Source organism: Planomonospora parontospora, from assembly GCA_014647935.1.
In the GTDB taxonomy this organism is placed as follows: Bacteria; Actinomycetota; Actinomycetes; order Streptosporangiales; family Streptosporangiaceae; genus Planomonospora; species Planomonospora parontospora.
In genome coordinates, this window is the sequence record BMQD01000007.1 from 42,715 (window position 1) to 55,659 (window position 12,945).

Consider the following 12,945-nt stretch of genomic DNA (forward strand, 5'->3'; position numbering starts at 1 on the left):
CGCCGGGACCCGGGACGGCGGGTGGGGTCGGGCGCCGTGGGGTCAGACGCCGCGCCGCATCGACCGGGTGCCCAGCGCCAGGCCCGCGGCGGCGACGGCGCAGGCCGAGAGCGCGCCGTACAGCACCGGCGCGTCGGTGAACCGGCCGGAGAACAGCGCCCGCTCGGCCTCCACGATGTAGGTGACGGGGTTGAACGCGGCGGCGGCCTGCAGCCACGCCGGGCCGAAGTCCATCGGCAGCAGCATGCCCGACAGCAGCAGCAGCGGGAACATCACCAGCTGGGTGACCCCGTAGAACAGCTCGCCGCCCGGCTGGGAGGCGATCGCCAGCGCGAACGAGAGCGCGCCCAGCCCGATCCCGAACACGGCCAGCAGCACCAGTCCGGCCAGCACTCCGGCGAAGTGGAGCCGGAAGCCCAGCGGCACCGCCAGGGCGATGATCAGTACGGCCTGCGCCAGCAGGATCGCGAACTCCTTCAGGGTCCGGCCGACCAGCATCGCCGTCCGGTTCAGCGGGGTGACCATCATCCGCTCCAGCGAGCCGCCGATCAGCTCGACCAGGAGGTTGTATCCGGCCATCATCGGTCCGGACAGGCACATCATGACCAGGATGCCGGGCACGAACCACTGCCACGGGGAGTCCCCGCCCGCCCCGCCGAAACTCGGCGTGCCCGCCAGCAGCGGGCCGAACAGGAAGAGGAAGAGGAGGGGCTGGCCCATGGTGAACAGCAGGCCGAGGGGCTCGCGCGGCACGGGCGCGAACTCCCGGGAGAAGACGGTCGCGGTGTCGCGGGCGAATCGCAGGTCCATGTCAGGCCTTTCCTGAGCGGTGGGGGCGGGCGTCGGTTCTCCCCGGGGCGGGGAATGGGCGGCGGACCGTGGAGCCGGAAGGCTCACGCGGCGGCGCCTTCACCTTCCCGCAGCGTGCGACCGGTGAGGGCGAGGAACACGTCGTCCAGCGTGGGGCGGGAGATCTCCGCGGTGACGGCCTTCACCCCGGCCGCCTCCAGGGCCCGCAGGTACTCCGGCAGGGCGGCGTCCGCGCGGGGCACCCGGAGCCGCACGGTCACCCCTTCGGCGCTCACCCCGTCCGGCGCGGCGATCCGCCCGGCGACGGCGACCGCCCGCGCGGTGTCGGCGGCGTCGTGGACGGTGATCGTGACCTGGTCGCCGGCCAGGTCGTTCTTGAGCCGGGCGGCGGTCCCGTCGGCGATGATCCGGCCGTGGTCGATGACCACCACCCGCTCGGCCATGGTGTCGGCCTCCTCCAGGTAGTGGGTGGTCAGCAGGATCGTCGTGCCGTACTCCGCGCGCAGCCGCAGGATGTGCTCCCAGACGTCGGCGCGGCTCTGCGGGTCCAGCCCGGTCGTCGGTTCGTCCAGGAAGAGCAGGCCGGGCCGGTGGACCAGTCCCAGGGCGATGTCGAGGCGGCGGCGCTGCCCGCCGGAGAGCGTGCCGGGCCTGCGCGCGGCCAGCGGCCGGAGCTCCAGACGGTCGAGCACCTCGTCGGCCCGCCGGTCGGCCTCGGCACGGGTCAGGCCGTAGCAGCGGCCCTGGGTCACCAACTCGTCGCGGACGCGGAAGTTCTCGCCGGCGCCGTTCTTCTGCCCGACGTAGCCGATGCGGGCGCGCACCCCGGCGGGGTCCGCCACGATGTCGCGGCCCGCCACCGTGGCGGTCCCCGACGTAGGTGGCAGCAGGGTGGTCAGCATGCGCAGGGTGGTGGACTTCCCGGCCCCGTTCGGGCCGAGGACGGCGACGAGCCGACCGGCCTCCACGTCGAGGTCGATGCCGCGCACGGCGTCGACGGTCTCCCGCTTGACTGCGAATTTCCGGGTGAGTCCTCGGGCATGGATCATGATCCCCTCCTCGGGGCGGAGCGCGGATGGTTCGGGCGGGATGCGGGCACGCCGAAGAGACCCCGGACGGGGGTTCGGCGGTGATGCGTTCATCTTCAGCCAGGGCACCCGGGCCTGGCAAACGTGAAAGGTGTGTTCATGTTTGCTCTGACCTGGGGAAACGTCTTCGCCTTGAAGGTCCCGGCAAGGGTGGGGCGACGTTCTTCCGGGGCGCGGAGCCCGCCTGAAGTGGGGTTTCCCGCTCCGTTCGGGGAGGAGCTGGAAAAATGTCCCGGTCGCCGGTCGCCGGTCGCCGGTCGCCGGTCGCCGGGGCGGCGGAGGGATGGAGGGGCGGTGGGGCGGCGGGGTGGCGGGGTGGAGGAACGGGGGACTGCGGAGGGGTGGAGGGACGGGAGGCGGAGGAACGGGGGGGCGGAGGGCGGAGGCCCGGGCAGGGCGGTGGTCATCGGTCCGCGGCGGAAGCGCGGAGGCCATCGTTCCCGTACCCGCCGGTGCCGGGCGGGAGCACTGGACAGAGAGTCGGCCTGCATGATCGAATTTCCCGGCCGCCGGATGAAAACCTTTTCCCGGCCCCTCCCCGCCAGTGATACGAAAGACCCCCATGACTCCAGCGCTAGAGATCGTCGGCCTGACCAAGACCTTCGGTGAGAAGGTCGCCGCCGACCACGTCGACCTGACCGTCCCACCGGGTTCCTTCTACGGGCTGGTCGGCCAGAACGGCGCCGGCAAGACCACCACGCTGTCCATGGCCACCGGCCTGCTCCGCCCCGACGGCGGCAGCGCCCGGATCTTCGGCGCGGACGTCTGGTCCGACCCCTCCCACGCCCTGGCGATGGTCGGCGTGCTGCCCGACGGCCTGGCGATGCCGGAACGGCTGACCGGCCGGGAGGTGCTCACCTATCTCGGCCTGCTGCGAGGGCTGGCCAAGGACGTCGTCGCCGCCCGCGCGCAGGAGCTGCTGTCGGTGCTGGAACTCGACCGGGCCGAGAAGACCCTGGTGATCGAGTACTCCACGGGCATGCGCAAGAAGATCGGGCTGGCGGCGGCGCTGCTGCACGCCCCGCGGCTGCTCGTGCTGGACGAGCCCTTCGAGGCCGTCGACCCCGTCTCGGCGGCCACGATCAAGACCATCCTGCGGGGGTTCGTCGCGGGGGGCGGGTCCATCGTGCTGTCCAGCCACGTCATGGCCCTGGTCGAGCAGCTCTGCGACCACGTCGCGGTGATCGACCAGGGCAGGGTCGCCGCCGCCGGGCCGCTGGAGCAGGTCCGGGGCGACCGCTCCCTGGAGGACACCTTCGTCGGGCTCGTCGGCGCGTCCGACACCGGGTCGAGAGGGCTGTCGTGGCTGTCGCGCTGACCGTTCCCCGGACCATGGCCGCGATGAAGCTGGCCGTGCTGCGCAACTCGATGAGCGGGCAGAAGGCCGGTTCCATCGTGATGGGCGGGGCGCTCGGGCTCGTCCTGGCGGGCGGCACGCTGTACGCCGCGTTCCAGACCGGGGACCTGCTCGCCGCGGCCTACGCGGTCTGGATGCTCGGCTGGATCTTCGGCCCGGTCTTCGCCGGGGGCGGTGACGAGACGCTCCGCCCCGAGTACTTCACCTCGCTAGGCCTCCCGCCGCGCCGCCTGGCGGCGGGCCTGCTGGTCTCCGCCTTCGTCGGGGTCGCCCCCGTGATCAGCCTGCTCGCCCTGTCCGGGCTGGTGGTCTTCGGGGTACGGCAGGGCCCGGCGGCCGTGCTCGTCGCGCTGCCCGCGATGCTCCTGCAACTGGCGGTCTTCGTCCTGCTCTCGCGGGTCGCGGTCGCCGTGATGGGCCTGGCCCTGCGGTCGCGCGCGGGCGCGGTCGGCGCCGGCCTGGTCAACGGCGCGATCCTGGCGGCGCTCGGCCAGGGCTGGGTCTTCGCGGTCGCGCTGGGGCAGACCGGCGGGATCCCGGCCGGGGCGTCGGCGGCGGTGCGCTATCTGCCGTCCGGCTGGGGTCTGGCCGCGGTCGAGGCCGCCGGAACCGGGGCCTGGGGTCGCGCGGGCCTCACGCTGGGCGCGCTCGCGGTGCTCGTCGCGCTGCTGCTGGCCGCCTGGGCCGCGCTGCTGGCCCGGCGCGCGGGCTCGGTCAAGGCGTCCGCCCGGGGTCGGCGTCCGATGACCGCCGCCACCGCGACGGGCGCCGTGGTGGCCAAGGAACTGCGGACCTGGTCGCGTGACCTGGTCCGCACCCACCAGCTGACCTTCGCCGTCGCCTACGGCGTGTTCTTCGCCGCCGCCCCGCTGGTCCTGGGCTGGACCGCCATGCTGCCCTGGGCCGGGCCGATCTTCATCATCATGGCGGCCGCCATGTCGGCCAACCTCTACGGCGTCGACGGCACCGCGCTCTGGCTGACCCTGCTCTCCCCGGGCGCGGCCGACGTGCGGGGCAGGCAGCTGGCCTGGCTGCTGGTCGTCGGGCCGGTGGCCGCCGCGCTGGCCCTGGGCCTCACCTCCGTGACCGGCGGACCCTGGCCCATGGTGCTCGCGCTCACCGCCGCCCTGCTCGGGGGCGCCGCCGGGATCGTGCCGCTGATCTCGGTCTACGCGCTCGTGCCCGGCATCGACCCGCACCGGCGGGGCAACAACCCGCTGCGCTCCAGCGAGGACGACGGCGCGATGACCGGCCTGGCCTACGCCGTACTGGTCCTGGTGGCGCTCACCGGGGCCCCGGCGGCGGTGGCGGCCGCGCTGTACGGCTGGGCGGGCGTCGCCGTCGGCGTGGTGACCGGCGGCCTGTGCCTGTGGGGCTTCGGGCTGCTCGCCCAGCGGCGGCTGCACGCCCAGGGGCCTGAGCTGCTGCACACGATGCGGACGGGCAAGCGGCCCCCGGCCAAGCCGGGGAGCTGGGCGAAGTTCGACGACCTGCCGAAGCGCGAGCAGATCATCACGGCCCTCTGCTGGTCGGTCGGCGCGATCCCGCTGTTCCCGCAGGGCATCGTGGCGGGCTTCCTCAAGGCCAACGGGACCGAGGACCGGAGCTGGTTCCTCGCACTCCACATGCCTGAGGGGCTCCAGTGGCCGGTGATCGTCTTCATGGTCCTGCTCGGCCTCGGCGTCTACGGCCTGGGCCTGTGGATCCCCTACCGCCGCCGCACGCCCTGACGGGTCCTCCTCCCGATCACCACCACCGGCCGGTGCGCACGTCGACGTAGTCGCTGCCGCTCCGGGCGGCCAGACGCAGCGCGTCCCCGTTGTAGACCGCCTGCCAGGTGCCGTCCCCGGCGGCCCGGAACGTCCGGCGGAACGTCCCGCCGGAGGCGGTCACGGCGGTGCCCGCCGTCCGCCAGACGGTGGAGCCGCGCGGCCGGAACCTGATCAGGACCCGCTGTCCGGCGACGGCGCGCCGGGTGCCGGTGGCCAGCCGCAGGGTGCCGGAGACCGTCAGCTTCCGGCCCTTTCCGACCGGCTCGGGACCGGCGTTCAGCGAGGAGACGCGGGTGGCGGCCCTGACCGGCTTGCGCGCGGGCGCTTTCACGGAAACCTTCGGGGACGCGTTCACGGGCGCCTTCACGGGCGCCTTCACGGGCGCCTTCACCGGGGCCGCGGCGCTCCGGCCGGCGGCCAGCAGCTTCAGCTGCTCGTAGGTGCCGTTGAAGACGTTCTGGTCGCCGGGGAAGACGCCGGAGTCCGCGTGCTGCCAGATGGCGTGGGCCGTCCAGCCCGCCGGGAGGGCCCCGACGGCCGAGGCGTAGCGGGCGAGCCAGAGCGGGTGGTCGCCGAAGGCGGCGCTGCCGCCGGTGCAGGTCTGCCACCAGTAGGTGTTGGTGTAGACGGCGGGCCGCCGGCCGGCCAGGGCGAGGTAGCGATCGCTGAAGTCGCGGATCCAGCTCACCATCCGGGCGGGGGACAGGCCGTAGCAGATGTCCAGGCCGTTGGAGGACTGGTACGGGTTGAACTCGATGTCGAGCACGCCCGGCAGGGTCCAGCCGTCGGAGGTCCAGCCGCCGCCGTTGCGGAAGAAGTAGTCGGCCTGGGCGGCGCCGCCGGACTTGTGCGGCAGGGCGAAGTGGTAGGCGCCCCTGATCAGGCCGGCCTGCCGGGCCCCCTGGTACTGCTCGGCGTAGCGGGGGTTGCGATAGGTGGTCGACTCGGTGGCCTTGACGTAGGCGAACCGTGCTCCGTCCCGGTACACCGCGGGCCAGGACACGCTGGGCTGGTGCGAGCTGACGTCCAGTCCCCGGACGCCGGACGGCACCGGCGCGGCGGCGGCCGCCGGGAGCGCGGTGGTGCAGGAGGCGAGGGCGACGGCCAGGCCGCCGCCGAGGAGGAGTCGGGGGAGGCGTTCCATTCGTCCTGTCCCTCATGGGACGCCGTACGCCGTCCCGGGTGGACGGACGCCTGCGGCGTCGGCTTCCTCCTGCCGATCGGCGGCCTGCGGGTCCGGGTGAGGGTTCGGTCGTGTGGTGCAGGTCACTTCACGGCGCCGGGTCCGGTCTTTCCGACGCCGCACCGGGGAAGGCGCCCGTCCCTCCGTGCGTCCCTCCGTGCCGGCCGGTCCTGCCGCCGTTCCTGCCCGCCGGCCGGTCTTCGTCCGCGCCTCACACGGTGACGACGACCTTGCCGGCCGCGCGGCCGCTCCTCAGGTGCAGGAGCGCCTCCGGGAGTTCGCCCAGAGGGTACGTCCGGTCGACGACCGGTGTGATCTGCCCGCTCTCGAGGAGCTCTCCCAGCAGCCGGAGATCCTCCTCCCGCCCCGTCGACATCAGCCCGCGCAGGTTCTGGCCCACGAACGGCGAGAGCATCACCGCCCGGAGCTGGCGGCCCGCGCCCTGCGTCCACCGGCCGCCTCCCCGGCCGCTCCCGCCGGAGCCGACGATGACGAGGGTCCCCCGGGGGGTGAGGAGCCGCCGGAGGCGCGACAGCGAGCGGTGCCCGCCGGTGTCGAGGACGAGGTCGTAGCGGCGCGACCCGTCCGCGACGTCCTCGCGGGTGTGGTCGACGACCTCGTCCGCGCCGATGGACCGGACCAGGCCCGTCTTGGCCGTGCTGCACACGCCGGTGACGTGCGCGCCGAACGCCCTGGCCAGCTGCACCGCGAACGTCCCCACGCCGCCGCCCGCCCCGATGACCAGCACCCGCTGCCCGGCCCGGATCCCCCCGGCGTCGCGGAGCCCCTGGAGGGCGGCGAAGGCGGAGGTCGGGACCGCAGCGGCCTGCTCGAACGTGAGGTTCGCGGGCTTGGGCGCGAGCCTGGCCTGCGGAGCGCACGCGTACTCGGCGAGGGCGCCGTCGCAGGTGCCGAACACCTCGTCGCCGGGCCGGAACCGGGTGACGCGCTCGCCGACCGCCTCGACGGTCCCCGCGACGTCCAGGCCCGGGACGGGGACCTTCGGCCGGAGCAGCCCGAAGCCCGCGAGGCGGATGAGATACGGCAGGCCCGTGACGAGCTGCCAGGTGCCCTGGTCGACGCCCGCCGCGCGGACCCGCACGAGCACGTCGCCGGGTCCGGCGACCGGCCTGCCGACGTCGCGGAGCTCGAGCCGGTCGGGCGGGCAGTAGGCGTCCCGGAACATCGCCCTCATGGTCGTCGTCATCGTCGTCACAGCGCCTCCGTGTAAAACAAAGCTGACATTCAGAAAGGTAAAACACCATGGACATTATGTCAAAGATTATTTACTCCACTTGATCGCGGGGGATTCTGAATCACTATGCACTATGGACTGACAGATATTGAAACCTGTCAGTCCATAGTGCATAGTGATCGTGCAAGCGGATCCCGCACCGACCACCTCCAAGGAGCACACCGTGCACGACCGCACCCTCGGCGCCTCCGGTCCCGTTGTCTCCGCCCTCGGCCTCGGCTGCATGGGCATGTCCGCCCTCTACGGCGAGGCGGACCGGACCGAGTCCCTCGCCACCGTCCACGCCGCCCTCGACGCCGGCGTCACCCTGCTGGACACCGGCGACTTCTACGGGATGGGCCACAACGAGCTGCTCATCGGCGAGGCCCTGCGCACCGCCGGGGCCGGCGCCCGCGACCGGGTGGTCCTCAGCGTCAAGTTCGGCGCCCTGCGCGACGCCGGCGGCGGCTGGAACGGCTACGACGGCCGTCCCGCCGCGGTGAAGAACTTCCTGGCCTACACGCTGCAGCGGCTGGGCACCGACCACGTCGACGTCTACCGCCTCTCCCGCCTCGACCCGGCCGTGCCCGTCGAGGAGACCGTCGGCGCCATCGCGGAGGAGGTCGAGGCCGGCCGCGTGCGCCACATCGGCCTGTCCGAGGTCGGCGCGGAGACCATCCGGCGGGCCGCCGCCGTGGCCCCCATCTCCGATCTGCAGATCGAATACTCGCTCTTCTCCCGCGACATCGAGGTGGAGACCCTGCCCGTCTGCCGGGAGCTCGGCATCGGCGTCACCGCGTACGGCGTGCTCTCCCGCGGCCTGCTCGGCGGCCACTGGACCCGGGACCGCGCCCTTGCCCCCGGCGATTTCCGCGGTCTGAGCCCGCGCTTCTCCGGCGAGAACCTCGACCGCAACCTCGCCCTGGTCGAAGCCCTGCGCGCGACCGCCGAGCAGAAGGGTGTTACGGTGGCGCAGGCCGCCATCGCCTGGGTGCTCTCGCGCGGCGAGGACATCGTCCCCCTGGTCGGCGCCCGCCGCCGCGACCGCCTCGCCGAGGCCCTGGGAGCCGTCGACGTCGCCCTCGACGCCGCCGACCTGGCCGCGATCGAGGACGCGGTCCCGGCGGACGAGGTCGCCGGGACCCGCTACCCGGAGGCGCTGATGGCCCACCTGGACAGCTGACGGCGCTGAGAGGACACGATGGCCGCGGGTGCACTGACCGCCGAGGAGATCCTGGCCGCCACCGAGGGCGTCCTGCGCCGCTACGGCCCGGCCAAGGCCACCGTGGTCGACGTGGCCAGGGCCCTGGGGGTCAGCCACGGCAGCGTGTACCGGCACTTCCCCACCAAGGCGGCGCTGCGCGCCGCGGTCACCCGGCGCTGGCTCGATCGCAACCACGCGGGACTGGCCGAGCTCGCCGCCGAGGACTCCCCGGCCCCCGAGCGGCTGCGCCGCTGGCTGGCGGCCCTGTTCGAGGCCAAGCGGCGCAAGGCCCTCGACGACCCGGAGCTCTTCGCCACCTACACCGTGCTCGCCGGTGAGAGCGACACCGTGGTCGGCGAGCACATCGACGCCCTGCTCGGCGAGATCGCCCTGATCATCGCCGACGGCGTCGCGCAGGGCGCGTTCGCCCCGTGCGATCCGCAGGTCACCGCGCGCGCGGTGCTGGACGCGACCGGCCGCTTCCACAACCCGCTCTACGCCGCCGAATGGTCCGCCCCGGAGATCGACACGGCCTTCGGCGCGGTCTGCTCACTGGTGCTCGCGGGCCTGCGGGCGACCGGCTGACGGTACGCGCCCGCAGGCCCGCGGACCCGCGGGCTGCGGTCGGGCGGGGTGCCGCGGCGGTGCGGACGGGTGCGCGGGCGGGGTCCCGGGCGCCTCAGTTGGTTCGGGTGTTGGGGAGGTGGTCCCCGAGGTAGCCGATCCAGACCTTGCCGCTGGCGCCGCCGGAGTCGTCGTGGAAGTACATCCGCGGCGCCGGGTAGCCGACGGGCCGCAGCTTCACGTGCGCCTCCATCAGGAGCCGTCCCGCCGGATGCACCTCCTGCGGGACGGCGAAGACCCGGGGCTCGCTGAACTTGGCGCTGCCCGTCACGCTCCTGGACTCGCGCATGGCCAGCATCCCGGTGGGGATGGTGCGGCGGCCGTCCGCACCGTTGGCGCACCAGTCGTAGAACCCGCCGGAGAACGCACCCGAGGAGCGCGCCCCGGCGAAGTCGTCCAGCGCGCACAGGGCGTCCCACGCCTTGGCCGCCCAGGTACGGCAGAGCGCCGGATGGTCCAGGTCCAGCCGGGCGGCCGGGCCGTCGGTGTCGCCGACCGAGACGTGCCGCAGCGCCGCCCGGGCCCTGACCAGCACGTCCACCAGACCGGTCGGCTCGAAGACGTCCTCCTCTGGGGCCGCGCCGTAGGCCGGGTGACCCGCCTCGATCAGCATCCGCTCCAGCCGGCGCACCTGCCAGGCCAGCCTGCGGGCCTCTGCGGCGGAGTCGGCGTACTCCTTCTGGAGGAACAGGTGCTCGCGGCGGAGACGCCCGGCCCCGCCCTCCACACGTGTCTCCGCCGGTGCCTCCCGTGTCTCCGCTGCCCCGGGCTCGCCTTCCGCCCGCGTCCTCGTCCGTGCCCCGGGCTCGTCCTCCGCCCGTGTCTCCGCCGGTGCCCCCGCCTCCCCGGCCACCGGGGGAGGACCGTCCCGCCACCGCTCGGCGACGATGTCGCGGAGCCCGGCCACGTGCGCGCCGAGAACGCGGATCTCGCGGAGCAGCAGGCCCGGCTCGTCGTCGGGGGAGGCGGACGACGCGGCCAGGTTCAGCGCACTCTCCAGCTCACCGCGCAGCTCCTTGACCACCGCGTCCGCCACCGCCCGGACGAGACCGGCCACGTCGAGCGCCGGAGCGCCGCCGACCGGCCCGGCCGCCGGAGAAGGGCCGGGGGAGGAGCCCTGCCCGGCGGCCGACCGGGTTCCCGGGGCGGCGGTTCCGGAGGCGCCCGGACCCGCGGCCCCCGGCCGTGCGGCGGCGGACTGCGCGGTGGAAGGCGGTGCGGCGGCGGCGGACCGCGTCGAGGCCGTCTCCGAGGCCGTCTCCGAGGCCGTCTCCGAGGCGGCGGGCGGCACCGGCTGCCGGGTCAGGGCCATCATCCCGCGCCGCAGCTCCTCGCGGCTGAGGTCGGCCGGGGCGGGCACCGGGGCCGCCGCGGCGGCGATCGCGCTCAGCTCGGCCGTGCCGGACAGAACCCGGCGCACGGCCCCCATCGTCCGCCGGACGTCGTCCGGGAGCTCGGCGCGGGCGGTCCTGCCGAGCGCCCCCTCGACGACCACGCCGAGGGCGGCGGCGCCCTGGGCGCGGAGCCGGGGACCGCCCATGGTCAGGTGCCGCTCGGGGTAGCGCTCCCCGGCGGGGGCGAACGGCGTGACGTAGGTGCGGACGCCGCCGCCGTACACGCCGAGCCGCTCACCCAGCGTCTCGTTGAACCGGTCCTGGGCGCGCAGATCCGCCAGGCGCACCACCAGGGCCGCCCCGGTGAGGGCGGCGGCCAGGTGGTCGGCGCGGGCACGGCCCGCCTCGGGCCGCTGCGCGTCCACGGAGACGACCACGGCCGGAACCCGGCGGCGGGGATCGGCCAGCGTCCGGACGAACCGGTCCACCTCGGTCTCGTCGAGCACCACCGGCCCGTCCTCGACGTGCACGGCGCCGTCGGTGATCCGGGCGGTGCGCAGGTACGCCGGGAGGAAGCCGGGGGCGGTGACCGCCTCCGGTTCCCGGCCGCCGTGCTGCTCCACGGTCACGACGACCCACCCGGTCATGCCCGGCACAGACTCGGCGTAGGTCACCTGCGTGCGCAGGAGCCCGCCCGCGACCGGCTCGCCGAGCGTGTAGCGGCCGCAGCCGCCGCCCCGGCGCTCCATGACCAGGCGGGCCCCGCCGGCCTCGTGCTCGGTCCGGGCCCGGGCCGCGCTCGCGGGAGGGAAGCCCTTCGCCTCGGTCCACTCGGAGAAGGTACGGCGCAGCCGGATCGAGATCGGCGGTTCCCGGTCACGCAGCACCGCCTGGTACAACCGCGTCACCTGAGATGCCATGGGCAGAAACCGCCTTCGAACGGGGGAACGTACGGCCGGCACTCCGCAAATCAGGGGTGAAGCGTATCCGACGAGGATCTGCAGCGTTCACATAAGCGTAGGGTTACCTCACCCTCTGTGTCGATCGCCTCTGCCGGGCTGGCCGGTCCATCGGTCCGCGGGGTAGCGGGCGGCGAGGTCCCGCGCCGGACCCTCGAAGGCGGTGACGAGGTCGTCGGCGATCCGCAGGACGGTGTCGCGGCCCTCGACGATCGCGGCCCAGTCGGCGGGCAGCGCGGCCTCGCCGTACGCCGCGCCGACGATGTTGCCGCAGACGGCGCCGGTGGAGTCGGCGTCGCCCGAGTGGTTGACCGACAGCAGCAGGGCCCGGCGCGGGTCCGGCTCGGCCAGGGCGCAGTAGACGGCGATGGCCAGCGCCTCCTCGGCGATCCAGGCGCCGCCCAGGGTCTCCACCTTCTCCGGCGCGGGACCGCCCGCCTCCGCCAGCCGCCGGGCCGCGCTCAGCGCTTCGCGGGTCTCCCGGTGCTCTGGCCCGTGCCCGTCCAGGGCGGACAGCATCCGGTCGGTCGAGTCGACGGCCTCGGCCAGCGGTTCCCCGTCGACGAGCCGGCCGATGAGGTGGGCCAGCGCGCCGGAGGCGATCGCGGCGGTGGGGTGGCCGTGGGTGATGCGGGCGGCGGCGGTGGCCAGGGCGACCGGATCGGCCACGGCGGTGGAGACGGGAGAGGCGGAGGAGGTGGAGGAGGCGCGGACGGGACCGGCGCCCGGGGCCGGGCCGGCCGTGGTGGCGGAGGCGGGGTCGGCGGCTGCGGCAGGGGTGCCCGTGATGACCGGGACCGCCTTCGTGCTGCGGACGAGACCGAAGGGGGCCGAGCGCATCACGGTGCCGCACCCCTTGGAACCGGGGTTGACGGGCCCGTGGCCGAGGGGCGTCTCGGGCGGGGGAGGGGCGATCCCGGAGCGCAGGCCGGACAGGCAGGCGTTGCCGGGGGCGCGCCGGGCGTACAGCCACCGCTCGGTGCGCAGCCATCCGGTGCGGAAGCCGTCATCCTCAGGGCGCGGCGCGGTGTGGTCCTGGGTGTCGAGCCAGCGCAGGTAGGCGCCGTGCACGCCCGCCAGCGGATCGCCGCCGTGCAGCCGGGCGCGAATCAGGCCCTCGGCGGTGAACAGGGTCATCTGGGTGTCGTCGGTGATCTCGGTCTCGACCATGCCGGTGAGCCCGGCCGGGCCGAACCGCGCACGGATCTCCGCCAGGGACATGAACTCGACGGGGTTGCCGAGCGCGTCGCCGACGGCGCCGCCGAGCAGGCAACCCCGGACGCGGGAGGGGTACGGGACGGTGGTCGCGGAGTCGTTCATGATCGATTTCCTCGTCTGCGTCTGCGTCTGCGTCTGCGTCTGCGTCGGTGGCGGTGGCGG

Annotated in this window: 10 protein-coding genes; 4 read left to right on the plus strand and 6 right to left on the minus strand. The window is 74.4% G+C overall.

The annotated features are described in order from the left end of the window. Window positions 1-42 precede the first annotated feature (42 nt). Both IEZ07_RS12895 and IEZ07_RS12900 read right to left on the minus strand, forming a co-directional pair. On the minus strand, window positions 43-810 hold the full coding sequence (locus IEZ07_RS12895) for an ABC transporter permease (RefSeq protein WP_191894976.1): 768 nt from the start codon (window positions 808-810) through the stop codon (window positions 43-45). Window positions 811-893: 83 nt separating this feature from the next. Next, window positions 894-1,859, minus strand: a complete 966-nt coding sequence (locus IEZ07_RS12900) for an ATP-binding cassette domain-containing protein (protein ID WP_191894977.1) — start codon at window positions 1,857-1,859, stop codon at window positions 894-896. A gap of 601 nt (window positions 1,860-2,460) precedes the next feature. Between IEZ07_RS12900 and IEZ07_RS12905 the strand changes: the two genes are divergently transcribed. Beyond that, window positions 2,461-3,216, plus strand: a complete 756-nt coding sequence (locus IEZ07_RS12905) for an ABC transporter ATP-binding protein (RefSeq protein WP_068899057.1) — start codon at window positions 2,461-2,463, stop codon at window positions 3,214-3,216. Continuing rightward, window positions 3,201-4,985, plus strand: coding sequence for a hypothetical protein (locus IEZ07_RS12910; protein ID WP_191894978.1), 1,785 nt, complete (start codon window positions 3,201-3,203; stop codon window positions 4,983-4,985). The genes IEZ07_RS12905 and IEZ07_RS12910 overlap by 16 nt, the downstream gene beginning before the upstream one ends. Before the next feature lie 16 nt (window positions 4,986-5,001). On the opposite strand, the gene IEZ07_RS12915 is transcribed toward IEZ07_RS12910, so the two are convergent. Both IEZ07_RS12915 and IEZ07_RS12920 read right to left on the minus strand, forming a co-directional pair. Beyond that, the gene (locus IEZ07_RS12915) at window positions 5,002-6,171 is read right to left on the minus strand and encodes a lysozyme (protein ID WP_191894979.1); all 1,170 of its coding nucleotides are present in this window, start codon (window positions 6,169-6,171) and stop codon (window positions 5,002-5,004) included. 250 nt (window positions 6,172-6,421) lie between these two features. Beyond that, a complete protein-coding gene (locus IEZ07_RS12920; protein ID WP_239319882.1) occupies window positions 6,422-7,417 on the minus strand; it encodes an NAD(P)-dependent alcohol dehydrogenase in 996 nt (331 codons plus the stop codon). Between the two features lie 211 nt (window positions 7,418-7,628). Here IEZ07_RS12920 and IEZ07_RS12925 point away from each other — a divergent pair, with 211 nt between their 5' ends. Together IEZ07_RS12925 and IEZ07_RS12930 are read left to right on the plus strand one after the other, a co-directional pair. Beyond that, entirely contained in the window at window positions 7,629-8,627 is a 999-nt protein-coding gene (locus tag IEZ07_RS12925; protein WP_191894980.1) for an aldo/keto reductase, read from the plus strand. An 18-nt stretch (window positions 8,628-8,645) separates the two neighbouring features. Further along, window positions 8,646-9,233 (plus strand): TetR/AcrR family transcriptional regulator, encoded by a 588-nt coding sequence (locus IEZ07_RS12930; protein WP_189239178.1) that lies wholly within the window; start codon window positions 8,646-8,648, stop codon window positions 9,231-9,233. Between the two features lie 94 nt (window positions 9,234-9,327). Here the strand turns inward: IEZ07_RS12930 and IEZ07_RS12935 are convergent, their stop codons facing one another. Both IEZ07_RS12935 and IEZ07_RS12940 read right to left on the minus strand, forming a co-directional pair. Further along, entirely contained in the window at window positions 9,328-11,526 is a 2,199-nt protein-coding gene (locus IEZ07_RS12935; RefSeq protein WP_191894981.1) for an amino acid adenylation domain-containing protein, read from the minus strand. 108 nt (window positions 11,527-11,634) lie between these two features. Beyond that, window positions 11,635-12,885, minus strand: coding sequence for an ADP-ribosylglycohydrolase family protein (locus IEZ07_RS12940; protein ID WP_191894982.1), 1,251 nt, complete (start codon window positions 12,883-12,885; stop codon window positions 11,635-11,637). Between the last annotated feature and the right edge of the window lie 60 nt (window positions 12,886-12,945).

Bases quoted from the DNA above. Each gene is read 5' to 3' on its own strand.
- IEZ07_RS12895 (WP_191894976.1), bottom strand. From the start codon at position 810: ATGGACCTGCGATTCGCCCGCGACACCGCGACCGTCTTCTCCCGGGAG.
- IEZ07_RS12900 (WP_191894977.1), bottom strand. From the start codon at position 1,859: ATGATCCATGCCCGAGGACTCACCCGGAAATTCGCAGTCAAGCGGGAG.
- IEZ07_RS12905 (WP_068899057.1), top strand. From the start codon at position 2,461: ATGACTCCAGCGCTAGAGATCGTCGGCCTGACCAAGACCTTCGGTGAG.
- IEZ07_RS12915 (WP_191894979.1), bottom strand. From the start codon at position 6,171: ATGGAACGCCTCCCCCGACTCCTCCTCGGCGGCGGCCTGGCCGTCGCC.
- IEZ07_RS12920 (WP_239319882.1), bottom strand. From the start codon at position 7,417: ATGACGACGACCATGAGGGCGATGTTCCGGGACGCCTACTGCCCGCCC.
- IEZ07_RS12930 (WP_189239178.1), top strand. From the start codon at position 8,646: ATGGCCGCGGGTGCACTGACCGCCGAGGAGATCCTGGCCGCCACCGAG.
- IEZ07_RS12935 (WP_191894981.1), bottom strand. From the start codon at position 11,526: ATGGCATCTCAGGTGACGCGGTTGTACCAGGCGGTGCTGCGTGACCGG.
- IEZ07_RS12940 (WP_191894982.1), bottom strand. From the start codon at position 12,885: ATGAACGACTCCGCGACCACCGTCCCGTACCCCTCCCGCGTCCGGGGT.